Annotated in this window: 21 protein-coding genes and 1 pseudogene; 10 read left to right on the forward strand and 12 right to left on the reverse strand. The window is 70.5% G+C overall.

Going from position 1 to position 26,405, the window contains the following annotated elements; genetic code table 11:
• Window positions 1-81: 81 nt before the first annotated feature.
• Genes KUV85_RS09105 through KUV85_RS09115 form a run of 3 tightly spaced genes read left to right on the forward strand, consistent with a single transcriptional unit; the run spans window position 82 to window position 4,141 of the window.
• Window positions 82-1,593 (forward strand): ABC transporter ATP-binding protein, encoded by a 1,512-nt coding sequence (locus tag KUV85_RS09105; protein WP_219959571.1) that lies wholly within the window; start codon window positions 82-84, stop codon window positions 1,591-1,593.
• On the forward strand, window positions 1,590-2,813 hold the full coding sequence (locus KUV85_RS09110; protein WP_219959572.1) for an ABC transporter permease: 1,224 nt from the start codon (window positions 1,590-1,592) through the stop codon (window positions 2,811-2,813). Before KUV85_RS09105 ends, KUV85_RS09110 begins: the two co-directional genes overlap by 4 nt.
• Window positions 2,810-4,141: an ABC transporter permease gene (locus tag KUV85_RS09115; protein ID WP_219959573.1), complete on the forward strand. Its 1,332-nt coding sequence runs from the start codon at window positions 2,810-2,812 to the stop codon at window positions 4,139-4,141. The genes KUV85_RS09110 and KUV85_RS09115 overlap by 4 nt, the downstream gene beginning before the upstream one ends.
• Before the next feature lie 11 nt (window positions 4,142-4,152).
• Here KUV85_RS09115 and meaB read toward each other — a convergent pair whose 3' ends face one another.
• The 3 genes and pseudogenes from meaB to KUV85_RS09130 form a co-directional block, all read right to left on the reverse strand.
• On the reverse strand, window positions 4,153-5,151 hold the full coding sequence (meaB, locus tag KUV85_RS09120) for a methylmalonyl Co-A mutase-associated GTPase MeaB (RefSeq protein WP_219959574.1): 999 nt from the start codon (window positions 5,149-5,151) through the stop codon (window positions 4,153-4,155).
• Window positions 5,151-7,256, reverse strand: a pseudogene (gene scpA / locus KUV85_RS09125) (methylmalonyl-CoA mutase); the annotation flags it as partial. The gene meaB and the pseudogene scpA, both read right to left, overlap by 1 nt.
• An 83-nt stretch (window positions 7,257-7,339) precedes the next feature.
• Window positions 7,340-9,103 carry a methylmalonyl-CoA mutase family protein gene (locus tag KUV85_RS09130; RefSeq protein WP_219959576.1) on the reverse strand — a complete coding sequence of 588 codons (1,764 nt, stop codon included), beginning with the start codon at window positions 9,101-9,103 and terminating at the stop codon, window positions 7,340-7,342.
• Window positions 9,104-9,262: 159 nt separating this feature from the next.
• Here KUV85_RS09130 and KUV85_RS09135 point away from each other — a divergent pair, with 159 nt between their 5' ends.
• The 4 genes from KUV85_RS09135 to KUV85_RS17630 all read left to right on the forward strand — a co-directional run bounded on the left by KUV85_RS09135 (window position 9,263) and on the right by KUV85_RS17630 (window position 12,958).
• Window positions 9,263-10,315: a glycosyltransferase gene (locus KUV85_RS09135; RefSeq protein WP_219959577.1), complete on the forward strand. Its 1,053-nt coding sequence runs from the start codon at window positions 9,263-9,265 to the stop codon at window positions 10,313-10,315.
• Window positions 10,316-10,367: 52 nt separating this feature from the next.
• Complete coding sequence (locus KUV85_RS09140; protein WP_219959578.1) at window positions 10,368-11,327, forward strand: LysR family transcriptional regulator; 960 nt, start codon at window positions 10,368-10,370, stop codon at window positions 11,325-11,327.
• 95 nt (window positions 11,328-11,422) lie between these two features.
• Window positions 11,423-12,805 (forward strand): OFA family MFS transporter, encoded by a 1,383-nt coding sequence (locus tag KUV85_RS09145; RefSeq protein ID WP_219959579.1) that lies wholly within the window; start codon window positions 11,423-11,425, stop codon window positions 12,803-12,805.
• A gap of 27 nt (window positions 12,806-12,832) precedes the next feature.
• Window positions 12,833-12,958 (forward strand): MFS transporter small subunit, encoded by a 126-nt coding sequence (locus tag KUV85_RS17630; protein WP_273543983.1) that lies wholly within the window; start codon window positions 12,833-12,835, stop codon window positions 12,956-12,958.
• A 39-nt stretch (window positions 12,959-12,997) separates the two neighbouring features.
• On the opposite strand, the gene fdhD is transcribed toward KUV85_RS17630, so the two are convergent.
• The 5 genes from fdhD to KUV85_RS09170 all read right to left on the reverse strand — a co-directional run bounded on the left by fdhD (window position 12,998) and on the right by KUV85_RS09170 (window position 19,716).
• The gene (gene fdhD / locus KUV85_RS09150; RefSeq protein WP_219959580.1) at window positions 12,998-13,825 is read right to left on the reverse strand and encodes a formate dehydrogenase accessory sulfurtransferase FdhD; all 828 of its coding nucleotides are present in this window, start codon (window positions 13,823-13,825) and stop codon (window positions 12,998-13,000) included.
• 3 nt (window positions 13,826-13,828) lie between these two features.
• Window positions 13,829-16,141 carry an FdhF/YdeP family oxidoreductase gene (locus KUV85_RS09155; protein ID WP_219959581.1) on the reverse strand — a complete coding sequence of 771 codons (2,313 nt, stop codon included), beginning with the start codon at window positions 16,139-16,141 and terminating at the stop codon, window positions 13,829-13,831.
• Window positions 16,142-16,249: 108 nt separating this feature from the next.
• Complete coding sequence (locus KUV85_RS09160; protein WP_219959582.1) at window positions 16,250-17,020, reverse strand: succinate dehydrogenase/fumarate reductase iron-sulfur subunit; 771 nt, start codon at window positions 17,018-17,020, stop codon at window positions 16,250-16,252.
• A 9-nt stretch (window positions 17,021-17,029) separates the two neighbouring features.
• Window positions 17,030-18,874: a fumarate reductase/succinate dehydrogenase flavoprotein subunit gene (locus KUV85_RS09165; RefSeq protein ID WP_219959583.1), complete on the reverse strand. Its 1,845-nt coding sequence runs from the start codon at window positions 18,872-18,874 to the stop codon at window positions 17,030-17,032.
• 38 nt (window positions 18,875-18,912) lie between these two features.
• A complete protein-coding gene (locus KUV85_RS09170) occupies window positions 18,913-19,716 on the reverse strand; it encodes a hypothetical protein (protein ID WP_219959584.1) in 804 nt (267 codons plus the stop codon).
• A gap of 192 nt (window positions 19,717-19,908) precedes the next feature.
• Between KUV85_RS09170 and KUV85_RS09175 the strand changes: the two genes are divergently transcribed.
• Genes KUV85_RS09175 through KUV85_RS09185 form a run of 3 tightly spaced genes read left to right on the forward strand, consistent with a single transcriptional unit; the run spans window position 19,909 to window position 23,421 of the window.
• Window positions 19,909-20,625 carry a succinate dehydrogenase cytochrome b subunit gene (locus KUV85_RS09175; RefSeq protein WP_219959585.1) on the forward strand — a complete coding sequence of 239 codons (717 nt, stop codon included), beginning with the start codon at window positions 19,909-19,911 and terminating at the stop codon, window positions 20,623-20,625.
• Between the two features lie 34 nt (window positions 20,626-20,659).
• Window positions 20,660-22,681: a fumarate reductase/succinate dehydrogenase flavoprotein subunit gene (locus tag KUV85_RS09180; protein ID WP_237690272.1), complete on the forward strand. Its 2,022-nt coding sequence runs from the start codon at window positions 20,660-20,662 to the stop codon at window positions 22,679-22,681.
• Window positions 22,678-23,421 (forward strand): succinate dehydrogenase/fumarate reductase iron-sulfur subunit, encoded by a 744-nt coding sequence (locus KUV85_RS09185; protein WP_219959587.1) that lies wholly within the window; start codon window positions 22,678-22,680, stop codon window positions 23,419-23,421. The genes KUV85_RS09180 and KUV85_RS09185 overlap by 4 nt, the downstream gene beginning before the upstream one ends.
• A gap of 72 nt (window positions 23,422-23,493) precedes the next feature.
• On the opposite strand, the gene KUV85_RS09190 is transcribed toward KUV85_RS09185, so the two are convergent.
• From KUV85_RS09190 to trpS, 4 genes are read right to left on the reverse strand one after another with little or no spacing between them, the layout of a single operon-like run.
• Entirely contained in the window at window positions 23,494-23,712 is a 219-nt protein-coding gene (locus KUV85_RS09190) for an SCO4848 family membrane protein (RefSeq protein ID WP_219959588.1), read from the reverse strand.
• A 19-nt stretch (window positions 23,713-23,731) separates the two neighbouring features.
• A complete protein-coding gene (locus KUV85_RS09195; protein WP_219959589.1) occupies window positions 23,732-24,784 on the reverse strand; it encodes a YihY/virulence factor BrkB family protein in 1,053 nt (350 codons plus the stop codon).
• A gap of 5 nt (window positions 24,785-24,789) precedes the next feature.
• Window positions 24,790-25,305: a 2'-5' RNA ligase family protein gene (locus KUV85_RS09200; protein ID WP_219959590.1), complete on the reverse strand. Its 516-nt coding sequence runs from the start codon at window positions 25,303-25,305 to the stop codon at window positions 24,790-24,792.
• Entirely contained in the window at window positions 25,305-26,372 is a 1,068-nt protein-coding gene (trpS, locus tag KUV85_RS09205; RefSeq protein ID WP_219959591.1) for a tryptophan--tRNA ligase, read from the reverse strand. Before trpS ends, KUV85_RS09200 begins: the two co-directional genes overlap by 1 nt.
• Window positions 26,373-26,405: the final 33 nt, after the last annotated feature.

Below are 26,405 nucleotides of genomic sequence, written 5' to 3' on the forward strand. Positions count from 1 at the left end.
GATTCTGGGGAGGTCGGCACGGCCGGCCTCCCCAGAACCACGTCCAACGACCTCCGACCCGCCGAGACCATCCGAGGGCCCATGACGCTCGAACTCCGCGACATCACCAAACGGTTCGGGACCCTGGTCGCCAACGACCGGATCTCGCTGACCGTCGAACCCGGCGAGATCCACTGCCTGCTCGGCGAGAACGGCGCCGGCAAGTCGACGCTGATGAACGTCCTCTACGGCCTGTACCACGCCGAGGAGGGCCAGATCCTCATCGACGGCGAGGAGCAGCACTTCGACGGCCCCGGCGATGCGATGGCCGCCGGGATCGGCATGGTGCACCAGCACTTCATGCTCGTGCCCGTCTTCAGCGTGGCCGAGAACGTGATGCTCGGTCACGAGGCCACCGGCTTCGGTGGCAGCCTGGACGTCGACGCGGCCCGGGACCGGGTGCGCGAGATCTCCGACCGGTTCGGGTTCGACGTCGACCCCGACCGCGTCGTGGAGCAGCTGCCGGTCGGCGTGCAGCAGCGCGTCGAGATCATCAAGGCGCTCTCCCGTGACGCCCAGGTGCTCGTCTTCGACGAGCCCACCGCCGTACTGACGCCGCAGGAGACCGACGAGCTGATGGCCATCATGCGCCAGCTGCGCGACGCCGGGACCGCCATCGTCTTCATCACCCACAAGCTCCGCGAGGTGCGCGAGGTCGCCGACCGGATCACCGTCATCCGGCACGGCAAGGTGGTCGGCGAGGCCGAGCCCACCGCGTCGAGCGCCGAGCTGGCCGCGATGATGGTCGGTCGCCCCGTCGAGCTCACCGTCGCCAAGGAGCCGGCCAAGGCCGGTGAGGACGCGCTGACGGTGGAGGACCTCCGGGTCACCGACGCGGATGCGCAGATCCACGTCGACGGCATCAACTTCTCGATCCGCAGCGGGGAGATCCTCGCGGTGGCCGGGGTCCAGGGCAACGGCCAGACCGAGCTCACCGAGGCGCTCCTGGGCCTCGAGCAGCACGTCTCGGGTTCGATCCGGCTCAACGGCCAGGAGCTGGTCGGCAAGTCGGTGCGCCAGGTCCTCGACGCCGGGGTCGGCTTCATCCCCGAGGACCGCCAGGTCGACGGCCTGGTGGGGAGCTTCACGATCGCGGAGAACCTCATGCTCAACCGCAGCCACGGCGCGCCGTTCGTGCGCGGCGGGTCGCTGCAGCTGGGGACCCTCACCGAGTTCGCCGAGGACCGCTTCCGGGCCTACGACGTCCGCGGCCCGAGCATCCAGGCACGGGCCGACCAACTCTCCGGCGGCAACCAGCAGAAGGTCGTGGTGGCGCGCGAGCTCTCGCGCGACCTGCGCCTGCTGGTCGCCGCCCAGCCCACGCGCGGCGTCGACGTGGGATCGATCGAGTTCATCCACCAGCAGATCGTCGCCGCCCGCGACAGCGGCATCCCGGTGCTGGTGGTGTCGACCGAACTGGACGAGGTCGAGGCCCTGGCCGACCGGATCATGGTGCTCTACCGCGGCCGCGTCGTGGGCATCGTGCCGGCCGACACCCCGCGCGAGACGCTGGGCCTGATGATGACCGGCGAGCGACCGAAGGGCGTGGCATGAGCAACGACGACACCGCGACCGAGAACGCGACCGAGCAGCAGGACCCACCCCCGCCGGACCGGATGCACCGCCTGGTGCGCGAGATCGCCATGGGCAACGCCGTGGTCGTCGCCCTCGCCTTCGTCCTCGCGGTCGCCGTCGGCTCGCTGATGATCATCCTCACCGACCAGGGCGTCCGCGACGCGGCCGGGTACTTCGCCGCCCGCCCGATGGACCTGATCACCGCGGCGTGGGATGCGATCTCCGGCGCCTACTCCGCGTTGTTCCGGGGATCGATCTACAACTCCCGCGCCAATGACTTCGCCGGCGCCATCCGACCGCTCACCGAGACCCTGAAGTTCGCCGGCCCGCTGGTCGTGGCCGGACTCGGCGTCGGACTGGCCTTCCGCACCGGACTGCTCAACATCGGTGGCCGCGGCCAGATGCTCATCGGTGGCGCCGCCGCCGGCTGGGTCGCCGTCGGGATCGACCTGCCGGTCGGCATCCACCTCGTCGTCGCCGTGGCCGCCGGCATCGTCGGTGGCGCCCTGTGGGGCGGCATCGCCGGTCTGCTCAAGGCCCGCACCGGCGCCCACGAGGTGATCGTCACGATCATGCTCAACTACGTCGCGTTCTACCTGGTGTTCTTCATCCTCTCCGAGCAGGCGCTCCTGCAGGCCCCGGGGACGGTGAACCCGAAGTCACTCCCGATGCCCGAGACCGCCGTCCTCCCCCAGTTGCTCGGCGACCGGTTCAACCTCCACCTCGGCTTCCTGCTCGCCCTCGTCTCCGTGGCGCTCGTGTGGTGGCTGCTGAACCGTTCGGCGCTCGGCTTCCGGCTCCGTGCGGTGGGCGAGAACCCCCACGCAGCGCGCGCCGCCGGCATCGACGTGGGCCGCGCCTACGTCACCGTCATGCTGATCGCCGGTGGCCTGGTGGGGCTCGCCGGGGTCAACCAGGTCCTCGGCACCGTCACCAGTGGCGTCACCGTCGACCTCGACGCCGGCATCGGCTTCGACGCGATCACCGTCGCACTGCTGGGTCGCTCGCGGCCCATCGGGATCCTCGCGGCCGGGATCCTCTTCGGCGCCTTCAAGGCCGGTGGCTTCGCCATGCAGGCCTCCGAGGGCATCCCCGTCGACATCGTCCTGGTCGTGCAGTCCCTGATCGTCCTGTTCATCGCCGCCCCGCCGCTGGTACGAGCGATGTTCCGGCTGCCCACGAAGGAGGCAACCGCGTGAGCGCGCTGGAGTCCCCCCTCGAGCCGAGCCGCACCCCGGCCATCGGCACGGCGCCGGTGGTGGCGCCCAAGACCCCGATCGCGCTCGGGGTGATCACCGGCCTGCTCGCGCTGCTGTTGGTGCTCAGCTCCCACGCCGGGCAGGAGACCACCTTCCGCCTCGCGACGCGCACGGACCTGTTCGAGATCCCCGCCGTCACCGTCCCGACGATGCCGACCTCGTGGCTCCTGGTCGGCCTGCTCGCGGCCGCGACGGCCTGGTCGGTCGCGCTGCTGGTCGCCAAGCGGCGTACGCCGTTGTGGCTGGTCGTCGCCTACGCCGTGGTGGGCATGCTCGCCTTCCTCACCTGGGCGGCCGCCGGCGGCACGCTGCCCGTGGTCGGCCTGCTCGGTGGCGCCCTCGCGCTGGCCATCCCGCTGGTCTTCGGTGCGCTGTGCGGCGTGCTGGGCGAGCGCTCCGGCGTCATCAACATCGCCATCGACAGCCAGCTCCTGTTCGGCGCGTTCGCCGCAGCGCTGGCCGGCTCGGCGGTGACCCAGGCACTCGGCACCGGCAGCGAGACCCTCCCCCGCTGGTCCGGCCTGCTCGCGGGCCTGGCGGCGGCGATGGTGGCCGGCATGGCGATCGCGCTCGTGCTGGCCGTGTTCTCGGTCAGTTATGGCGTGGACCAGATCATCGTCGGCGTCGTGCTCAACGTGCTGGTCATCGGGCTCACCAGCTTCCTCTTCACCCAGGTGCTTGCCCCCAACTCCGCGACACTGAACTCCCCGCCCCGCTTCCCGCGGATGCCGATCCCGCTGCTGGGCGACATCCCGCTGGTCGGGCCGATCTTCTTCCGCCAGACCCTGCTGGTCTACCTGATGTACGCCGCCGTCCCGCTCATCGCGTGGGCGCTCTACCGCAGCAAGTGGGGCCTGCGCGTGCGCGCGGTCGGGGAGCACCCGAAGGCGGCCGACACCGTCGGCGTGAAGGTCCTCGCGACCCGCTACCGCACCCTGCTGCTCGCAGGAGTGCTGTCCGGCATCGGCGGTGCGACGTACACCCTGGTCGCGGTCTCGCAGTTCAACCGCGAGATGACCGGCGGCGCGGGCTTCATCGCGCTGGCGGCGATGATCTTCGGCAAGTGGGACCCCATCCGCGCCACACTCGCCGCACTGCTGTTCGGGTTCGCCTCGAACCTGCAGGGCGTGCTGTCGGTGCTCGGCTCCCCGGTGCCCAGCCAGTTCATGCTGATGCTGCCCTACGTGGTGACGATCTTCGCCGTGGCCGGGCTGGTCGGGCACTCCCGACCGCCGTCGGCGCTGAACACGCCCTACACCAAGGGCTGAGGACCGGCCGGTCAGTCCGCCGCGCCGTGCTCGCCGTCCCAGGCGGCGAGGATGCGGTCGGCGGCCAACGGTGCCGTCAGCTCCCCCGACAGCAGGGCTGCGCGCACCTCCTCGCGCACCGCCCGGACCGCGGCCGACTCCCGCAGCCGCTGGTCCAGCTCGTCACGCACCAGGGCCCAGGTGAAGTCGTTCTGCTGGTCGGCCCGCTTGGCCGCCAGGCCGTCGGCGCCCAGGTGTTCGCGGTGGGCGAGCACCCGCTGCCACACGTCGTCGACGCCGGTGCGGTGGAGGCTGGAGCAGGTCACGACCGGGGGCGCCCAGTCCTCGGCCTGTCCGCGCACGAGCCGCAGCGCGCCGGCCAGCTCCCGCGCGGCGCCGCGGGCCTCGCGCTCGCGATCGCCGTCGGCCTTGTTGACCGCGATCACGTCGGCGATCTCCAGGATGCCCTTCTTGATGCCTTGGAGCTGGTCACCGGTGCGGGCCAGGGTGAGGAACAAGAAGGTGTCCACCATCTTCGCGACGGTGACCTCCGACTGGCCCACACCGACGGTCTCGACCAGGACGGCGTCGTACCCGGCGGCCTCGAGCACCGTCATCGCCTGCACCGTCGCCCGGGCGACGCCGCCGAGGGTGCCGGCCGAGGGACTGGGACGGATGAAGGCGTCCGGGTTGGCGGCGAGCTGGGACATCCGGGTCTTGTCACCGAGCACGGAGCCTCCCGTGCGCACACTGGAGGGATCCACCGCGAGGACGCCGACGCGGTGGCCGGCCTCGGTCAGCTGGCTACCGAGCGCCTCGATGAAGGTGGACTTGCCCACGCCGGGCACGCCGGAGATGCCGACGCGGACCGCAGGCGTCGCAGGGGCGTCCTCCGCGAGTGCCCCGAGCAGGTCGCGGGCACCCTCACGGTGCCGGACGCTGGTCGACTCCACCAGGGTGATGGCCTGCGACACCTGGGCACGTCGGCCGGCCCGGATCCCCTCGAGGAGCTGGTCGAGCGACTGTGCCATCAGTGCCCGAGCTGGTCGCGCAGCGCAGCGAGCAGGTCGAGTGCGGACTCGGCGATCACCGTGCCCGGCAGGAACACCGCCGCGGCACCCATCTCCTTCAGCGTCGGGACGTCATCGGGCGGGATGACCCCGCCGATGACCACCTGGATGTCCTCGCGACCGTGCTCGGCCAGCGCGGCCTTCAGCGCCGGGAGGAGCGAGAGGTGGCCCGCCGCGAGCGAGGAGACCCCGACGAGGTGCACGTCGGCGTCGATGGCCTGCTGGGCCACCTCCTCGGGCGTGGAGAACAGCGGCCCCACGTCGACGTCGAAGCCCATGTCGGCGAACGCGGACACGACGACCTTCTGGCCGCGGTCGTGGCCGTCCTGCCCCATCTTGGCGACCAGGATGCGGGGCCGGCGGCCCTCGGCCTCGGCGAACTCGTCGGTGGACTGCCGCACCCGGTCGAGCTGGCTGGGGCCCTCGCCGTCGGAGGAGGCGGCGGCTTCGTCGCGGTACACGCCGGAAATCGTACGGATCACGGCCTGGTGCCGGCCGTAGACCTTCTCCATCGCCTCGGAGATCTCACCGACCGTGGCCTTGTTGCGGGCGGCGTCGACGGCCAGGTCGAGCAGGTTGCCCTCCAGGGAGCCGCCCTGCGACGCCCCGGCCTCGGCGGCGTTGGTGAGCGCTTCGAGCGAGCTGCGCAGGGCCTCGTCGTCCCGCTCGGCGCGCAGCCGCTCCAGCTTGGCGATCTGCTGGCGGTAGACGTCGTCGTTGTCCACGCGCAGCACATCGAGCTTGTCCTCGGCCTGCAGCCGGTAGGTGTTGACGCCCACCACGGTCTGGGCACCGGAGTCGATGCGCGCCTGCGTCCGCGCGGCCGCCTCCTCGATGCGCATCTTGGGGATGCCCTGCTCGATCGCGGCGGCCATGCCGCCGGCCTCCTCGGCCTCGGTGATGTGGGCCCAGGCCTTCTCGGCGAGCTCATGGGTGAGGCGCTCGACGTAGTAGGAACCGGCCCACGGGTCGATCGAGTGCGTCGTACCGCTCTCCTGCTGCAGCAACAGCTGGGTGTTGCGGGCGATGCGCGCGGAGAAGTCGGTCGGCAGCGCGATCGCCTCGTCCAGCGCGTTGGTGTGCAGCGACTGGGTGTGGCCCTGCGTCGCCGCCATCGCCTCGATGCACGTGCGCGCGACGTTGTTGAACGGGTCCTGCGCGGCCAACGACCACCCCGAGGTCTGGCTGTGGGTGCGCAGGCTCAGGCTCTTGGGGTTCTGGGGGTCGAACTGGCGGACCAGCCGGCTCCAGAGCGCGCGGGCCGCGCGCATCTTGGCGACCTCCATGTAGAAGTTCATGCCGATCGCCCAGAAGAAGCTCAGCCGCGGCGCGAACTGGTCGATGGTCAGCCCCGAGTCGAGGCCCGCACGGATGTACTCCACGCCGTCGGCGAGGGTGTAGGCGAGCTCGAGGTCGGCGGTCGCCCCCGCCTCCTGCATGTGGTAGCCGGAGATGGAGATGGAGTTGAACCGCGGCATCCGCTGGCTGGTGTAGGCGAAGATGTCGGAGATGATCCGCATGCTCGGCGCCGGCGGGTAGATGTAGGTGTTGCGGACCATGAACTCCTTGAGGATGTCGTTCTGGATGGTCCCCGAGAGCTGCTCCGGCTTCACCCCCTGCTCCTCGGCGGCGGCGATGTAGAGCGCCAGCACCGGCAGCACGGCACCGTTCATCGTCATCGAGACGCTCATCTGGTCCAGCGGGATGCCGTCGAAGAGCGTCCGGGTGTCATAGATCGAGTCGATGGCGACGCCGGCCATGCCCACGTCCCCGCGCACCCGCGGGTGGTCGGAGTCGTAGCCGCGGTGCGTGGCCAGGTCGAAGGCGACCGAGAGGCCCTTCTGGCCGGCGGCGAGATTGCGCCGGTAGAAGGCGTTGGACTCCTCGGCGGTCGAGAAGCCGGCGTACTGGCGCACCGTCCACGGACGCGTGGTGTACATCGTCGGGTAGGGACCACGCAGGAACGGGCTGAGCCCCGGGTAGGTGTCCAGGGCGTCCAGGCCCTCGAGGTCCTCGGCACCGTAGGAGGGCTTGATCTCGATGCCCTCGGGGGCCTGCCACCCCTCGCCGACCGGCGGCGTCGGCGTGATGTCGGGGGCCTCCCCCGCCTCCGGGCTCAGTGGCAGTCCGGCGAAGCTCTTCGGAACGCTCATGAGAGCACCTCTCTCGTCCGGCGCAGGAAGTCGAGCGCATCGATCCCCAGGGCACAGTTGTCGTCGGCGTGGTCGGCCGGCTTCCCGGCGACGATGACGCGGCGGGCACCCGCCTCGCGCAGCGCCGCCGCGGCCTCCGCGCCCCACTCCTCATACGTGGTGTCGGCACCCGCCAGGCACACGACGGGCTGGCCGTCGTACGCCGCGACGAGGGCGTCGACGCCGTCGGTCGCGCCGGCGACGTCGACGGCGATGCCGCCCGCCGCGAGCAGGTTGGTCGCGAACGTCGCCCGGGCGGTGTGCTGGGCGATGGTGCCCAGCGTGGCGAGGAAGACGTGCTGGTCCGGCGGGGTGTCGCGCAGCTCCTCGAACGCAGCGCCGTAGGCGCGTACGTCGCCCACGGCGGGATCGCCGGTGCGCTGCGGCAGGTCCTCGCCCAGCGCCGGGAACTCGGTGAGACCGGTGAGGGGTCGCTGGCGGCGGGCGATCGCGGTCTCCCGCTCCGCCACGACCGCGTCGATGCGCGATCGCAACGAGCCGTCCGCGAGCGCGGCCCCGATACCGCCGGCCGCCTCGATCCGGTCGAGCTCGGCCCACCCGGCGGCGGCGAGGTCGTCGGTGAGTCGCTCCACGGCGTAGGACCCGCCGGCCGGATCCGCCACCGCGGCGAGGTGGGACTCCTCGATCAGGAGGTGGGAGACGTTGCGGGCGATGCGACGACCGAAGGCGTCCGGCTGGCCGAGGGTGCTGTCGAAGGGCAGCACCGTGACGGCGTCCGCGCCGCCGACACCGGCGGCGAAGGCGGCGACGGTGCCGCGCAGCATGTTCACGTAGGGGTCGTAGCGCGTCATCATCGGGCGGCTCGTGACCGCGTGCTGGTGCTGCGCGATGGCGTGGTCGGCGTCGGCTCCGCTGAGCTCGAGCATCCGTGCCCACAGGCGGCGGGCGGCCCGGAGCTTGGCGATGGTGGGGAACTGCTCGTCGGTGGCGGCGAACCGGAACTCGACCAGCCCGGCCGCCTCCTCGAGCGGGACCCCGGCCCCGGTCAGGGCACGGAGGTACGTCGCGGCGACCGCGAGCGCGTAGCCGAGCTCCTGGGCGTCGGAGGCGCCGAGGTCGTGCACGGCCGTGGCGTCCACCACGACACCGCGGATGCCGGCCTTGCGGGCGAGCTCGGCCGTGGCCACGACGTCTGCTGCGGAGTCGTCGGGAACCGCTCCCGCCCGCACGGCGCGCGCGACCGGGTCGGCGCCCAGGTTGCTGTCGGCGTGGAGGTCCTGGCCGTGCTCTTCCGCGACGTCGAGAAGGGCGGTGGCAGCAGCGCGCGGGTCCTCGGCGTCGAGCACGACCGGCGCGAGGTCGAGCAGCACGCCGGTCAGGACCCTGGCGAGCTCGGAGCCGTCGGCGGTGGCGACCCACAGCGACGAGACGCCGCCGTCGAGGTCGACCAGCGCCGCCTCGTTGGCCGCGGCGGGGTCGGTGCCGGCGGTCATCACGCGGATGTCCCACGCGCCGGCACGGGTGGGGCGTCCGGCCGTCTGCAGGTCCTCGACCAGGCCCGGCGTGCCGAGTGGGCTGAGGTCGATGCCGTCCAGCGTGGTGTGGGTCAGCTCCGCCCACGCACGGGAGTCGGGGTCGTCCTCGCCCAGCCGCCGGGCCTTGCGGAGTGCATCGGCAGCGGCGGCTTCCCACTCCGCGCGACCGTGCTGGTCCTCCGTGTCGGCAAGGGCGAGGTGTGTCGCGTCTGTGCCACCGGTCATGCTCCGCAGGATAGAGGGCGCCGCTCGGGGTCCCGGTCCGGGATCCGCCACCTGAGCATCCGGCGCGCCGATCCGCCTGCAGGGCAGGGACGCCCACCGTTCGCTCGCCGGACACCCGGACGTGGAGGACCCGCCATGTCGTGGCGCGACGGTGGGCCCATGAGGATCGCGCTGGTCACCGAGACGTTCTACCCGGCCGTGGATTCCACCACGACCACCCTGAAGGCCACCGCCGACCGCTTGGTCGACCTCGGCCACGCCGTGCGGATCATCGCGCCGGGACCGGGCCTGGGCACCTACCGCGGCTGCGACGTGGTCCGCGTCAGGCCGCTCGAGCCGACCGGCCACCAGGTGCGTGCCGCCCTGGACGAGTTCGCACCCGACCTGGTGCAGGCGACCTCCCCCCGGTTCGTGGGGCGCAAGGCGCTCAAGCACGCCCGGCGCACGGGTACCCCGACGATCGTCATCGAGCAGTCCCCGGTGCTCGACCTCGCCGCCGACTACTGGCGCGCCAAGGTCGCCGACCGCGCAGACCGGCTGCTCGTCACCGCGTCGTGGATGGTCGAGCGCGCCGCCGAGCTCGGGGTCGAGGCCGAGTTGTGGGCACCGGGCGTGGATCCGGTCGCGTTCACGCCGACGCTGCGCGACGAGTGGCTCTACAACTCCTGGTCCAAGGCCAAGTCCAAGCACGGCCCCCGCGTGGTCGTCGGGTACGTCGGCAGCCTCCACAAGCGCCACGGTGTCCGCCAGCTGGCCGCACTCGCCGACATCGACGGCATCCGCCCCGTGGTCATCGGCGACGGCCCCGAACGGGACTGGCTCGCCAAGCGCCTGCCCGACGCGAAGTTCACCGGTCCGCTGCAGACCGGCGACCTCACGATCGCGATGGCCACGCTCGACGTCGTGGTCCACCCCGGGGAGCACGAGACCTGCTGCCACGCGATGCGGGAGGCCGGGGCTGCCGGCGTACCGGTGGTCGCCGCACGGTCGGGTGGAGCCCTGGACGTCGTCCGCCACCTGGAGACCGGCATGTTCCACGCGCCCGGCTCACGGGGCGACCTGCGGCGCGCGGTGCAGGCCGTGGTTGCCGACCCGCAGCGGGACCTGCTGGGGCGCCAGGCGCGCGTGCAGTCCAAGCTGCGCACGTGGACCGACGCGGTCGACGAGCTGATCGCCGACCACTACCCCGCCCTGCACCGGGCCGCCGCCTGAGCGCACCGAGGCGCCGGGCCGTCGGCGACCGGCACAGTGGTAGGCATGACGCATGCTGCTGCGCCAGTTGGAGTACCTCACCTCGCTGGCTCGTGAGCAGCACTTCGGTCGCGCGGCGGTCGCGTGCCACGTGTCGCAACCGGCCCTCTCCGCCGGCATCCGCAAGCTCGAGGCGGAGCTCGACGTCCAGATCGTCCAGCGCAGCCAGCGTTTCGAGGGGTTCACCGCCGAGGGCGAGGCCGTGCTGTCGTGGGCGCTGCGCATCCTCGCCGAACGCGAGGACCTCGACCGCACGCTGAGCCAGATGCGCGGGGGCCTGTCCGGCATGCTCCGGATCGGGGCGATCCCGACCGCGCTGACCCTCGCGCCGCTGCTGACGACACCGATGCGGGAGCGGTACCCCGGCGTCCGCTTCCACCTGGCGTCGATGTCCTCGCGCGAGATCGTCGAACGGCTCAACGACTACGACATCGAGGTCGGCATGACCTACGTCGACGGCGAGCCCCTGGGCGGGGTGCGGGTCGTGCCGCTCTACCGCGAGCGCTACCTCTTCCTCACACCCGACGACGGCGCCCTGGCCGACCGGGCCGAGGTCGGGTGGGCCGAGGCGGCCGGGACGCCGCTGTGCCTGCTGCTGCCGGTGATGCAGAACCGGCGCATCCTCGAGCGCAACTTCGCCGAGGCGGGCGCATCGGTCGCACCGGTGCTCGAGACCGACACCGTCTCGGCGCTGTACTCCCACGTCACCTCGATGGGCCTGTCGAGCATCATCCCGCACGCGTGGCTGCACGCCTTCGGGCTCCCGCCCGGCACTCGCGCCGTGCCGTTGGCACCGGCTGCCCGCAGCCACCAGGTCGGGCTCGTGCTGCCACGCCACGACCGCGACTCGCTGCTGGCCCGAGCCCTGCTCGCGACCGCCGCAGAGGTCGACATCCCCGCCACGCTCATCGCCACGCTGCGCCGCGAGGTGCCTGCGGCGATAACAGCGGCCGATCAACCGATCGAGAATTGAACTTTGACCTGACTCAGGTCGCCTCCCTACCGTCAGCAGGTCGGCTGTGACGTCACGCACAGCCCCTCGGATCTCGACTTCTGGAGGCACTCGGAGTGTCAGCGCTGAACTTCCTCGATCGTGAGCACTCGGTCGCACCCCCGGGCTACAGCCGCTGGCTGATCCCACCGGCGGCCCTGGCCATCCACCTGTGCATCGGTCAGGTGTACGCGACCAGCGTGTACAAGATCGCCCTGGTCGAGCACTTCGACACCAGCCTCACCGCCGTCGGCTACATCTTCTCCGTCGCCATCGTGGTGCTCGGCGTCTCCGCCGCGCTGTTCGGCACCTGGGTGGACCGGGTCGGCCCGCGGCGCACCATGTTCACCGCCGCCTGCTGCTGGGGCGCCGGCTTCCTCGTCGCCGCCCTCGGGATCCAGCTGGGACAGCTGTGGATCGTCTACCTGGGCTACGGCGTACTCGGAGGAATCGGGTTGGGGCTGGGCTACATCTCGCCCGTCTCCACGTTGATCAAGTGGTTCCCCGACCGCCCGGGCCTTGCCACCGGCATGGCGATCATGGGCTTCGGCGGTGGCGCGATGGTCGCCTCGCCCCTGTCCCAGGAGCTGCTGGTCGCCTTCGGGGGCAGCGAGTTCGGCGGCGACGCGGTGATGAAGCTCTTCGTCACGCTCGGCATCGTCTACTTCGCCTTCATGATGTTCGGTGTCTTCACCGTGAGGGTGCCGGCGCCCGGATGGGCCCCGGCGGGCTACGACCCCGAGGCGGCCACGCAGAAGAAGATGGTCACCCGGGCGCACGTCTCGGCGGCCAACTCGATCCGTACGCCGCAGTTCTGGCTGGTGTGGATCGTGCTGTTCTGCAACGTCACCGCCGGCATCGGCATCCTGGAGAACGCCCAGCCGATGCTGCGGGACTTCTTCCGCGATGCCACCACCGGTGACTCCGCCGTCGCTGCCGGCACCGCCGCCGGCTTCGTCGGCCTGCTGTCGCTGGGCAACATGGGCGGCCGCTTCGTGTGGTCCTCGGTGTCGGACTACATCGGCCGCAAGATGACCTATCTGATGTACCTCGGCGGGGGGATGCTGCTGTTCTTCGGCGTCTCCGCGATCGGCAGCAGCTCGACGGCCGTCTTCGTGGCACTGATGTTCCTGATCATCTCCTTCTACGGTGGCGGCTTCGCCACGGTGCCCGCCTACCTGCGCGACCTGTTCGGCACCTTCCAAGTCGGCGCGATCCACGGCCGGCTGCTGACCGCGTGGTCCGCGGCCGGCGTGGCGGGACCGTTGATCATCAACGCGATCCTCGACGCGCAGGGCAAGGAGCCCGGCGCGCTGCTGGCCGGCGACTACCGCAGCCCGATCCTGATCATGGTCGCCATCCTGGCCGTCGGCTTCGTGGCCAACCTGCTCATCAAGCCCGTGGCGGAGCGCTTCCACGAGCCCGAGGACGTCGTCGAGGCCGCGGGCACCGCCCGCTGAGCCCGACTGGAACGAGAGGACCCGCACATGCAGGCAGAGCACCAGTCCGACCACACCGCACGGATCGCCATCTCGTGGGCGCTGGTCAGCATCCCGTTGGCCTACGGGCTCTACAACGCGATCCAGGCCGCCGCCCAGCTCTTCACGGGCTGACCCGGGGCCTCCGGGCAAGCGCAAGGACCGAGCGGGTCGTCAGGGAGTGACGACCCGCTCGGTCGCGCTGTAGAGGTTCATCGACGCCCCGCGCAGGAACCCCACCAGGCTCAGCCCCTGCTCACGCGCAAGGTCCACGGCCAGCGACGAGGGGGCCGAGACGGCGGTGAGCATCGGGATCCCGGCCATCACCGCCTTCTGGACCAGCTCGAAGGACGCACGCCCACTGACCATCAGGATGGTCTCCCGCAGCGGGAGCCGCCCCTCGCTGAGGGCGGCGCCGATCACCTTGTCGACGGCGTTGTGCCGTCCGACGTCCTCCCGGACGTGGATGGGCTCGCCGTCGGCACTGAAGAGCCCGGCCGCGTGGAGGCCGCCGGTGCTCTCGAAGACCTTCTGCGCCTCGCGCAGCCGGTCCGGCAGCTCGGCCAGCGTTGCCGTCGTGACCCGCAACGGGTCCTCGGCCACCCCCCACCGCGTCGAGGTCCGCACCGCCTCCAGGCTGGCCTTGCCGCACAACCCGCACGAGGAGGTCGTGTAGAAGTTGCGCTCCAGCGCGAGGTCGGGCACGGCGACGCCGGGCGCGAGGCCCACCTCGACGATGTTGTAGGTGTTCGACCCGTCCTCGGTCGCGCCGGCGCAGTACCGGATCGAGGCGACCTCCTCCGCGGAGCCGACCACGCCCTCGCTGACCAGGAACCCCACGGCCAGGTCGAAGTCGTGCCCGGGCGTGCGCATCGTCACCGTCAGGGCGCGCCCGTCGAGGCGGAGCTCCATCGGCTCCTCGACGGTGAGGGTGTCCGGGCGCCTGGTCACGGCCCCGTCCCGCACCCGCACCACCGGCCGGCGGTCGGTCACGCGACCCACGGGTCAGTCACTCCCGGAGCCGGGGGCGCCGCTCCCTGCGGGCTCGAGGCGGACCACGACCCCCTTGGAGGTGGGCGTGTTGCTGGTCTCCGCGACGCTGTCGAGCGGCACCAGCACGTTGGTCTCGGGGTAGTACGCCGCCGCGGACCCGCGAGCCGTCGGGTAGGCCACGACGCGGAAGCCGGGTGCGCGACGCTCGACGCCGTCGTGCCACACGCTCACCAGGTCGACCACGGACGAGTCGGCGACCTGCAGGTCGGCCAGGTCGGCGGCGTTCACCAGCACGATGCGGCGCCCGCCCCGGATGCCCCGGTAGCGGTCATCGGGTGCGTAGGGGATGGTGTTCCACTGGTCGTGGGAGCGCAGGGACTGCAGCACCAAGTGACCCGGCGGCGGCGTGAGGTCGACGAAGTCGTTGCACGAGAACATCGCCCGGCCGCTCTCGGTCGGATAGGTGCGGGCGTTGATCGGGTTGGGGAGCCGGAAACCCTTGCCGATGCGCTCGTTGAAACGCTCGAAACCCGGCACGACCCGCGCGATGCGATCGCGGATGAGTCCGTAGTCGTCCTCGAACTCCTGCCACGGGATCGGCGGACCGCTCTCCCCCAGCGTGCGCCGGGCGAGGCGGGAGATGATCGACACCTCGCTGAGCAGGGCGGGTGAGGCCGGCGCGAGCGGCCCGCGCGACGCATGGATCTCGCTCATGGAGTCCTCCACCGTCACGAACTGCTCGCCGGTCGCCTGCACGTCCTTGTCGCTGCGACCCAGCGTCGGGAGGATCAGGGCGGTCTCCCCGCACACCGTGTGGGACCGGTTCAGCTTCGTCGAGATCTGCACGGTGAGCCGGCACCGGCGCAGCGCGTCCTCGGTGACGTCGCTGTCGGACATCGCCCGCACGAAGTTGCCGGCGACGCCGACGAAGACCTTGGCGCGGTCGTCGCGCAGGGCACGGACGGCGGCGACCGAGTCGACGCCGTGCTCGCGCGGGGGCGAGAACTGGAACTCCTCGGCCAGCCGGTCGAGGAACGCGTCCGGCATCCGCTCCCAGATGCCCATGGTGCGATCGCCCTGGACGTTGCTGTGGCCGCGCACCGGGCAGACACCTGCGCCGTCACGGCCGAGGTCGCCGCGCAGCAGGAGGAAGTTCACGATCTCGCGGATGGTCGGCACGCCGTGCCGGTGCTGGGTCAGACCCATGGCCCAGCACACGATGATCCGCTTGCTGCCCAGCACCGCGCGGTGGGCCTCCTCGATCTCCTCCCGCGTGAGCCCGGTGGCGGAGAGGACGTCGTCCCAGGAGACGTCGCGGACCTGCGCGGCGAACTCCTCGAAGCCCGTGGTGTGCTCGGCGATGAAGTCGTGGTCGAGCACGGTGCCGGGGTTGGCGTCCTCGGCCTCGAGCAGCAGGCGGTTGAGCGCCTGGAACAGCGCGAGGTCACCGCCGGCACGGACCTGGAGGAACTGGTCGGCGATCTCGGTGCCGCGTCCGATCACGCCGCGGGGCTTCTGGGGGTTCTTGAACCGGAGCAGCCCGGCCTCGCGCAGTGGGTTGACGGCGATGATGCGGCCGCCGTTGCGCTTGGTCTCCTCCAGTGCCGACAGCATCCGCGGGTGGTTGCTGCCGGGGTTCTGCCCCACCACGAAGACCAGGTCGGCCTGGTGGATGTCGTCGAGGGAGACGTTGCCCTTGCCGACTCCCAGCGTCTGCCCGAGGGCAGACCCGCTCGACTCGTGACACATGTTGGAGCAGTCGGGGAGGTTGTTGGTGCCGTAGGCGCGGACGAACAGCTGCAGCAGGAACGCCGCCTCGTTGTTCAGCCGGCCGGAGGTGTAGAAGATCGACTCGTCCGGGGAGTCCAGGCCGCGCAGCTCGTCAGCGACCAGGTCGAGGGCCTCGTCCCAGCCGATGGGCTCGTAGTGGCTCCCACCGGGGCGCTTGACCATCGGCTCGGTGAGCCGGCCCTGCTGATTGAGCCACTGGTCGCTGCGGCCGTCCAGGTCGGCGACGGAGTGCTCGGCGAAGAACTGCGGCGTGACCCGCTGCGTCGTGGCCTCGTCGTTGACGTGCTTGGCGCCGTTCTCGCAGTACTCGTTCAGCGCGCGGTGGCTCGGGTCGGGCCACGCGCAGCCGGGGCAGTCGATGCCGTCGGCCTGGTTGAGGCCGAGCAGCGTGCGCGCCGTACGGGCCGGGGAGTTCTCCGACAGCGAGTACTTCAACGCATGCGTGACGCCGGGGACCCCGGCGGCCCATGCCTTGGGCTCACTGACCTCGATGTCCTCGAGCGAGCCCTCCCGTGCACCGTCCCCGGACCTCATGGGGCCAGCATCCCGCCGGTCACGAGACGGTGTCAAAGAACCTTCGGTGATCGCACGATCGACGCCACCGATGGGCGGCCGTCGCTCCCGACCACCGCGTACGGCGCCTCAGTCGCGACCGTCGTAGTCGCGGTTGCGCAGGCCGATCTTGTTGCCGAGCCAGACCAGCGGGTCGTACTTCTTGTCCGCCACGCGCTCCTTCATGGGGATGATGGCGTTGTCGGTGATCTTGATGCCCTCCGGGCACACCTCGGTGCAGCACTTGGTGATGTTGCAGAGCCCGATGCCGCCGGCGCCCTGGGCGAGCTCGCGGCGATCGTGGGTGTCCAACGGGTGCATGTCCAGCTCGGCGAAGCGCAGGAAGAACCGCGGACCGGAGAACGCCGGCTTGTTCTCCTCGTGGTCACGGACCACGTGGCAGGTGTCCTGGCACAGGAAGCACTCGATGCACTTGCGGAACTCCTGGCCCCGCTCGACGTCGACCTGGGCCATGCGGCGCTTGCCGTCGGCGTCGCGCGGCGGAGGCGCGAAGGAGGGCACCTCCTTGGCCTTCTCGTAGTTGAAGGAGACGTCGCAGACCAGGTCGCGGATCACCGGGAACGCCCGCATCGGGGTCACCGTGATGGTCTCGCTCGGGTCGAAGTCCGACAGTCGCGTCATGCACAACAGCCGCGGCTTGCCGTTGATCTCGGCGCTGCAGGATCCGCACTTGCCGGCCTTGCAGTTCCACCGCACCGCGAGGTCGCCGGCCTGGGTGGCCTGCAGCCGGTGGATCGCGTCCAGGACGACCTCACCCTCGGAGACCTCGACGGTGTAGTCACCGAAGTCGCCACCGGACTGGTCGCCGCGCCACACGCGCATGCTCAGGTCGTAGCCCATCGCTGCCTCCTAGTCCTCGAAGTACTGCTTCAGCTCGTCGGGCATCTCGGGCAGCGACTTCTCGGCGAGGTCCACGCCGTCGCCGGTGCTGTTGAGCGTCACCACGAGGTTCTTCGCACCCCACTCCGGGTCCGGGCCGGGATAGTCGTTGCGAGTGTGGCCACCACGGGACTCCTTGCGGGCGAGCGCCGCCTTGGCCACGCATTCGCCCACCAGGAGCATGTTGCGCAGGTCCAGCGCCAGGTGCCAACCGGGGTTGTACTGCCGGTGGCCCTCGACGGCCATGCGCGCCATGCGGGCCTTGAACTCCTCGACCTTGACGATCGCCTGCTCCAGCTCCGGCCCCTCGCGGATGATCCCGACCAGGTCGTTCATCGTCTGCTGCAGGTCCTGCTGGATCGTGTAGGGGTTCTCCCCACCCTCCACCTCGAAGGGCGCCAGGGCGTCGCGTTGGGCGGCGGCGATGTCGTCCTCACTGATGCGCGGAGGCTCCGGCAGGCCGGCTGCGTGGGCAGCGGCGGCGTCCCCGGCACGCTTGCCGAAGACGATCAGGTCCGACAGGGAGTTGCCGCCGAGACGGTTGGAGCCGTGCATGCCGCCGGAGCACTCCCCCACGGCGTACAGGCCCGGGACCACCGACGCCTCGGTCTCCGGGTCCACCTCGATCCCACCCATGGCGTAGTGGCACGTCGGGCCGATCTCCATCGCCTCGGCGGTGATGTCGACGTCGGCCAGCTCCTTGAACTGGTGGTACATCGACGGCAGGCGCTTGCGGATGAACTCCGGCGTACGCCGCGAGGCGATGTCGAGGTAGATGCCGCCGTGGGGCGTCCCGCGACCTGCCTTGATCTCGGCGTTGATGGCCCGTGCGACCTCGTCGCGGGGCAGCAGCTCCGGTGGCCGACGGTTGTTCTCCTTGTCGTCGTACCAGCGGTCGGCCTCCTCCTCGGTGTCGGCCGTCTCCGCCCGGAAGTACTCCGGGATGTAGTCGAACATGAAGCGGTTGCCCTCGGAGTTCTTCAGCACACCGCCGTCCCCGCGCACCGACTCGGTGACCAACAAACCCTTGACCGACGGCGGCCACACCATCCCCGTGGGGTGGAACTGGACGCACTCCATGTTGATCAGGCCCGCGCCCGCGCGCAGCGCGAGCGCGTGGCCGTCGCCGGTGTACTCCCAGGAGTTGGAGGTGACCTTCCATGCCTTGCCGAAGCCACCGGTGGCCATCACGATCGACGGCGACTCGAACACCACGAAGCGCCCGGTCTCGCGCCAGTACCCGAAGGCGCCCGCGACCGCCCCGGTCCCCGAACCTGTCGAGGGGTCCTTGAGCACGTCGGTGACGGTGCACTCCATGAACACGTCGATGCCGAGCGCGACCAGCCGCTGCTGCAGGGTGCGGATGATCTCCAGCCCGGTGCGGTCGCCGATGTGCGCGAGCCGTGCGTACTTGTGCCCACCGAAGTCCCGCTGGCTGATCAGCCCGTCCTCGGTCCGGTCGAACAGCGCCCCCCAGTCCTCCAGCTCCATGACCCGTTCCGGGGCCTCCTGCGCGTGCAGCTGCGCCATGCGCCAGTTGTTGAGCATCTTCCCGCCACGCATGGTGTCGCGGAAGTGCACCTGCCAGCTGTCGTCGGGCCAGAGGTTGCCCATGGCGGCGGCGCAGCCGCCCTCGGCCATCACGGTGTGGGCCTTGCCCAGCAGGGACTTGCACACCACGGCCACCCTCGCCCCGGCCTCGTGCGCGGCGATGGCGGCGCGCAGGCCGGAGCCCCCGGCGCCGATGACGATGACGTCGTACCGGTGGCGTTCGATGCCGCCGCGGGCGTCGCCGGACATCTCGTTGCCCGTCATCGGATGCCTGTCCCCGGTGGTTGAGCCTGTCGAAACCATCAGAAGAACCTCAGATCGCTGATGCGGTCGGTGGCCAGCAGGTAGACGTAGAGATCGACCAGGGCGATGGAGAACAACGAGATCCACGCGTAGCGGGAGTGCTTGGTGTTCAGCTGCGACACCCAGGTCCAGAGCCGGTAGCGGACGGGGTGCTTGGAGAAGTGCCGCAGCCGACCGCCCACGGTGTGGCGGCACGAGTGGCACGAGAGCGTGTAGAGCCAGATGTAGACGGCGTTCACCACGAACAGCACCGACCCCAGGCCCATGTGGCCCCACTCGCCGTCGGCGTTGCGGAAGGTCCGGATCGCGTCGATGGAGAGCAGGAACGCGAAGACCACCGCGACGTACCAGAACCAGCGGTGCACGTTCTGCAGGATCAGCGGGAACCGCGTCTCGCCGCTGTAGGAGCGGTGGGGCTCGGCAACGGCGCACGCCGGCGGCGAGAGCCAGAACGCCCGGTAGTAGGCCTTGCGGTAGTAGTAGCAGGTCATCCGGAACCCCAGCGGCCAGATCAGGATGATCAGCGCCGGGGAGAGCTGCCACCAGTCCCCCACCGGCTGGCCGAGGTCGGAGGCCGACTCGGGGCAGCTGGTCGCCAGGCAGGGCGCGTAGAACGGCGAGAGGTACGGCGTCGTGTAGTAGCCGCTGCCGAGGAACGCCCGCCACGTCGCGTAGACCACGAAGGCCCCGAACACCACGAACGTGACCAGGGGCAGCAACCACCACCGGTCGTTGCGCAGCGACCTCTCACTGATGTCGGCGCGGCTCGGACTGTTGACACCGTTGGAGGTGCTGGTGCTCATCGGCGTTCCTCACGGGAGACGGAACTGCTGGATCGAGTGAGGCAGAGTCTGCCGAGTCCGAGCCGAATGTGAAAGGGGCCACACCGAAGCGTTCGAGGACTTCGCGGCGGGTCAGGCAAGCCTCACCTGATGGATCCATCTCACACCCCTGCCGCCCCCCACGGCGCGAGCAGGACGCTAGGCTGAGCGGCTGTGGCAACCTCGACACCGAACCGCCCGACCCTGGTCTCCGGGGCACGGGCCGCGCGCACGACGATCGCCCTGAAGCTGCTGATGGCCGTCAGCGGCATCATCTTCATCGGCTTCGTCCTCGCCCACATGTACGGCAACCTCAAGGCCTTCTCGGGTGAGGAGGCGTTCAACGACTACGCCCACCACCTGCGCGAGCTCGGCGAGCCGATGCTCCCCCACGAGGGCGCGCTGTGGATCATCCGCGTGGTGCTCCTGCTCTCGCTGGTCGTCCACGTCGCGTGCGCGGTGGCGCTGTACCGGCGGGCCCAGAAGGCGCGCCCCGTGCAGTACCAGGTCAAGAAGAACACCGGCGCCATCCCGGCGGCCCGCATGATGCGCTTCGGTGGCCTGACCATCCTGCTCTTCCTCATCTGGCACCTGCTCAACTTCACCATCGGCAAGGTCAACCCGCAGGGCGGTCCGACCGACGAGGGCCCCTACGCCCTGATGGTCGACAGCTTCGAGCTGTGGTGGATGACGCTGATCTACCTCGCCGCGATGGCGGCACTCGGGGCCCACCTCCACCACGGGCTCTGGAGCGCCTGCCAGACACTCGGCATCACGGGGTCGGCACGTGCCCGCGCCCGGACCAAGCTGTTCTCGCTGGCCCTCGCGGTCGTCATCGCCGGTGGGTTCGCGCTCGTCCCGATCGGCGTACTCGCCGGCATCATCGACTGACGGATTGGTAGAGGGAACTGAACACATGACCGACATGCCGGACACCACGCTGACCTCCGACCCGTCCCACGACCGTCCCTCGGGCGGCTCCTACGACGACGCGGCCGGCTTCTACACGCTCGGGGAGCCCCTGGTCGACCCCAAGGCACCCGAGGGCCCGATCGACCAGCGGTGGCAGCAGCGCAAGTTCGACGCGCGCCTGGTCAACCCCGCCAACCGGCGCAAGCTCGACGTCATCATCGTGGGCACCGGCCTCGCCGGCGGCTCCGCGGCCGCGACGCTGGGCGAGGCCGGCTACAACGTGAAGTCGTTCTGCTACCAGGACTCCCCGCGCCGCGCCCACTCGATCGCGGCACAGGGCGGCATCAACGCGGCGAAGAACTACAAGGAGGACGGCGACTCCGTCCACCGGCTCTTCTACGACACCGTCAAGGGCGGCGACTACCGTTCGCGGGAGTCCAACGTCTACCGCCTGGCCGAGGTCAGCACGAACATCATCGACCAGTGCGTCGCGCAGGGCGTCCCGTTCGCCCGCGAGTACGGCGGCCTGCTCGACAACCGCTCCTTCGGCGGCGTGCAGGTCTCGCGGACGTTCTACGCGCGGGGCCAGACGGGCCAGCAGCTGCTGATCGGCGCCTACCAGGCGATGGAGCGCCAGGTGAAGGCCGGCACCGTCACCGAGTACACCCGCCACGAGATGCTCGAAGTCATCGTGGTCGACGGCCGCGCCCGCGGCATCATCGCGCGCGACCTGGTGACCGGCGAGGTCGAGACACACACCGCCGACGTCGTCGTGCTCGCCTCCGGCGGCTACGGCAACGTCTTCTACCTCTCGACGAACGCCATGGGCTCCAACGTCACCGCGGCGTGGCGGGCGCACCGCAAGGGCGCCTACATGGCCAACCCCTGCTACACCCAGATCCACCCGACCTGCATCCCGGTGTCGGGCTCGCACCAGTCGAAGCTGACGCTGATGTCGGAGTCGCTGCGCAACGACGGCCGCATCTGGGTGCCCAAGAACAAGTCCGACGCCGACAAGGACCCGCGGGACATCCCCGAGGAGGACCGCGACTACTACCTGGAGCGGATCTACCCCTCGTTCGGCAACCTGGTGCCCCGCGACATCGCCTCGCGCGCCGCGAAGTACCAGTGCGACGACGGCAAGGGCGTCGGTCCCGAGGTCGACGGGGTGCGCCGCGGCGTCTACCTCGACTTCGCCGCGGCGATCGAGCGCCTGGGTCGGGACGCGGTCGAGTCCAAGTACGGCAACCTGTTCGACATGTACGCCCGCATCACCGGCGAGAACCCCTACGAGGTGCCGATGCGGATCTACCCCGCGGTGCACTACGTCATGGGCGGCCTCTGGGTCGACTACGACCTGCAGTCCTCCATCCCGGGCCTGTTCGTGACGGGCGAGGCGAACTTCTCCGACCACGGCGCCAACCGGCTCGGCGCCTCGGCGCTGATGCAGGGCCTGGCCGACGGCTACTTCGTGCTGCCCCACACCATCCGCGACTACTTGGCCGACGGCCCCTTCGAGGAGGTCCCCGCCGACCACCCCGCGGTGGTCGAGGCCGAGAAGTCGGTGCAGGACCGCATCGACCACTTCCTCGGCGTCAACGGCACGCGCAGCGTGGACTCCTACCACCGCGAGCTGGGCAACATCATGTGGGAGTACTGCGGGATGGAGCGGTCCGAGGACGGGCTGAAGAAGGCCATCGACCTGATTCGCACGCTCAAGGACGACTTCTACCGCAACGTGAAGGTCCTCGGCGCCGCCGACACCCTCAACCAGTCGCTGGAGAAGGCCGGCCGCGTGGCCGACTTCTTCGAGCTCGGCGAGCTGATGTGCATCGACGCGCTCAACCGGCGCGAGTCCTGCGGCGGCCACTTCCGGGCCGAGTCGCAGACCGAGGACGGCGAGGCACTGCGCCACGACGACGAGTTCGCCTACGTCTCGGCCTGGGAGTGGGCCGGCGAGGACGAGCTCCCGGTCCTGCACAAGGAAGACCTGGTCTACACCGCCATCGAGATGAAGCAGCGGAGTTACAAGTGAAGCTCACCCTCAAGATCTGGCGTCAGCCCGACGCCTCGGCCAAGGGCGCGATGCGCACCTACGAGCTCGACGACGTCTCGCCGGACATGTCGTTCCTGGAGATGCTCGACGTCCTCAACGAGGAGCTCAACGAACAGGGCGAGGAGCCGATCGCGTTCGACTCCGACTGCCGTGAGGGCATCTGCGGGATGTGCTCGCTGATGATCAACGGCGACGCCCACGGCCCGGAGGTGACCACCACCTGCCAGCTGCACATGCGGTCCTTCAGCGACGGCGACACGATCACCATCGAGCCCTGGCGCGCCGCGGCGTTCCCGGTCGTCAAGGACCTCGTGGTGGACCGGTCGGCGTTCGACCGCATCATCCAGCAGGGCGGCTACGTCTCGGTCAACACCGGCGCGGCGCCGGAGGCCCACTCGGTGCAGGTGCCCAAGGACGCAGCGGACCGCGCCTTCGACGTGGCGACCTGCATCGGCTGCGGCGCCTGCGTCGCGGCGTGCCCCAACGGGTCGGCGTCGCTGTTCGTGGGCGCGAAGATCACCCACCTCGGCGAGCTCCCCCAGGGCCAGGCCGAGCGTGACGGCCGCGTGGTCGACATGGTCGCCCAGCACGACCACGAGGGTTTCGGCGGGTGCACCAACATCGGTGCCTGCACGGCCGCCTGCCCCAAGGAGATCCCGCTGGACGTCATCAGCCAGCTCAACAAGGACCTGCGCTCCTCGATGATGCGCGGTCGCTGAGGACGAACTGGTCAACGACGAAGGGCCCCGGCGCGATGCGCCGGGGCCCTTCGTCGTACGACGTCGACCGCGTCAGGTGCGGCGCCAGGCCTTCCAGCCCAGCGCCCCGAGCACAGCGGCGATCGCGAAGTTCACCACGATCAGCACGGTGTGCGCGATCCAGTAGCCGGCCGCCCGGTCCTCCCCCGACTGGGCCGCCTGGACCAGGTTCCTGGCGAAGTTGCCGAACGTGACCACGTTCCAGGCGGCCACGGCCAACAGCAGCACGGCGTGCTTGCGTTCGAACTGCACGGGTCTCCTCCCCTGCGCCTCAGCGGCGCGGTCGTTTGCGGAGCATCGCTGCGAGGGTCGCGGCACCCACGGCACCCGCGGCGAACGGGCCGCTGACCTTGCCGCGCGTCTCCCGGCGTGCCACCACGGCGGCCTGCTCCTCCACCGCCTCGGCCAGCTCGGCGACCTGCGCGGCCTCCTCGGCCGCCGCCTCGGCCTCGCGCTGGGCCACCGCCTGCGGCCCGGTGTGGGCGAACGCGGCGGCGTACATCAGGACCCGAGCGAAGTAGTTGATCCACACCACGAGGACCAGGGCGATGCCGAACACCTGGAAGGCGGGCTGCTCCCGGGTGGCGGCGAGCAGGTACGTCGCCGCCTGCTTGAGCACCTCGAACCCGAAGGCACCGAGGAACGCGCCCTTCCACAGCGATGCCGTGGGGAGCGGCGGCTGGGCGAGCAGGCGGAAGATCCAGAAGAACAGGACGGTGTTGGCGCCGAGCCCCACGACGATCGCCAACAGCTTCAGCAGCCACTCCAGGTCGCTGTCGAGCCCGAGCTGCGCGAGCACCCAGGTCGAGGCGGCGTTGACCACGCCGGCGACGCTGACCGCGAGCAGCATGGTGATGCCGATCAGCGCCAGTGAGCCGAGGTCGCGCAGCTTGCCGAGCACGAAGTTGGGGTACTCGTCGGTGGGCATCTCGAACACCACGAGCAGGGCGTTGCGCATCGCCGACAGCCACCCGAGGCCGGAGTAGAGCACGAGCACGAAACCGACCGACGCGATGCCCTCGGCGTTCTCGCGCACGGTGTCGATCAGCTCGCCGTCGGCGATGCCGGGGAGCACGTCGTTGATCGCGGTGATCAGCCGTGCCTCGAGGTTCATCGACGGTCCGGGGTTGATGCGCGCCACGAACCCGATCACCGCGAACGACAGGGCGAGGATGGGGAAGACGGAGATGAACCCGAAGTAGGTGATCGCGCCGGCCTGTTGGTTGGCCTTCACGGCCCCGACGTGCTCCTGGGTCCGGATGAGGTGGTCCAGGAACGGGACGCGGGACCGGACGGTGGCAACGCGGTCCTTGAGCGAGGGCACGGTCCTCAGGCCTCCCCGAGATCGAAGCGACGGGTGTGACGCCAACGGCCGTCGGCGCCCTGGGTGTAAAGGTGGAACTCTGCCACGTCGAAGGCGCGGTCGTAGCCGGCGAAGTCCTCGAACGCCCGGTCGAGGACCTCCTGGTCGACGTCGTAGGCCACCGTGACGTGGGGGTGGTAGGGGTAGGCGAGCTCGACGTCGAGCGGACCGCTGCGCACGGCCGCCGCCAGCTGCTCGGTGCGCGCGATGCCCTCGGCGAGCACCACGAAGACGACCGGCGACACAGGCTGGAAGGTGGCGGTGCCCCGCAGGTGGACGCGGTACGGCGCATGCCCGGCCGCCGCGGTCGCCAGGTGCTCCTCGATGGCCACCAGGTCGCCGTCGTCGACCTCGGTCGGCGGGAGCAGGGTGATGTGGCTGGGCACCTCCGCAGGGTTCTGGTCACCGATCCCGAACCGGTAGCCGTCCAACTCCGACAGCGCCGGTTCGGGGAGCGTGACCAGGACCCCGACGGTCGGCATCAGTCGGCAGCGGGGTCGGGTGCGAGGAAGCCGAGGCGGTCGTAGACGTCGCCCAGGGTGCGGTGGGCGACCGCGCGTGCCTTGGCCGCACCGTCGGCCATCACCGCACTGAGGTGCGCCCGGTCGTCGAGCAGCTCCAGCGTCCGCTCCCGGAACGGGGTGACGTACTCGACGACGAGGTCGGCGACGTCGGTCTTCAGCGCGCCGTACCCCTGCCCGGCGTAGTGCGCCTCCAGGGCCTCGGTCGTCTCGCCGCTCAGTGCGGCGTGGATCGAGAGCAGGTTGCTCACCCCCGGCTTGGTCTCGGGGTCGTAGCGGACCTCGCTGCCGGAGTCGGTGACGGCGGAGCGGATCTTCTTCGCCGTGCGCTTGGGGTCCTCCAGCATCTCCACGATGCCACCCGGCGCGGACGCCGACTTCGACATCTTGGCCGTGGGCTCCTGCAGGTCGTAGATCTTCGCGGTGGACTCGAGGATGTAGGGCTCGGGCACGCGGAAGGTCTTCTTGAACCGGCTGTTGAAGCGCTGGGCGAGGTTGCGGGTGAGCTCGAGGTGCTGGCGCTGGTCCTCGCCGACCGGGACGTAGTGCGGCCGGTAGAGCAGGATGTCGGAGGCCATCAGCATCGGGTACGCGAACAGCCCCACCGAGGCGGCGCCCTCGCCCCCCTTGGCGGACTTGTCCTTGAACTGGGTCATCCGACGGGCCTCACCGAACCCGGTCTGGCACTCCAGGACCCAGGCGAGCTGGGTGTGCTCGGGCACCTGGCTCTGGACGAAGATCGCCGACCGCTCCGGGTCCACCCCGGCCGCCAGCAGTTGCGCGACGTAGCGCAGGCAGCGTTCGCGCAGTTGCTTCGGGTCGTGCTGGACGGTGATCGCGTGGAGGTCGGCGATGAAGAAGAACGGCTCGTAGTCCTCCTGGAGTGCCACCCACTGCCGGACCGCGCCCAGGTAGTTGCCCAGGTGCCAGCCGTCGGCGGTCGGCTGGATACCGGACAGCACCCGCGGCCGGACGGTCGGGCCGCCGGCCGGGGACGCGCTCACCTCGGGCTGGGTGGTCGTCGACATGGTCGCCATTGTTCCACCGGGCACCCGGCGCCG

Origin of the sequence: Nocardioides panacisoli, assembly GCF_019448235.1 — a bacterium.
Lineage (GTDB): Bacteria > Actinomycetota > Actinomycetes > Propionibacteriales > Nocardioidaceae > Nocardioides > Nocardioides panacisoli_A.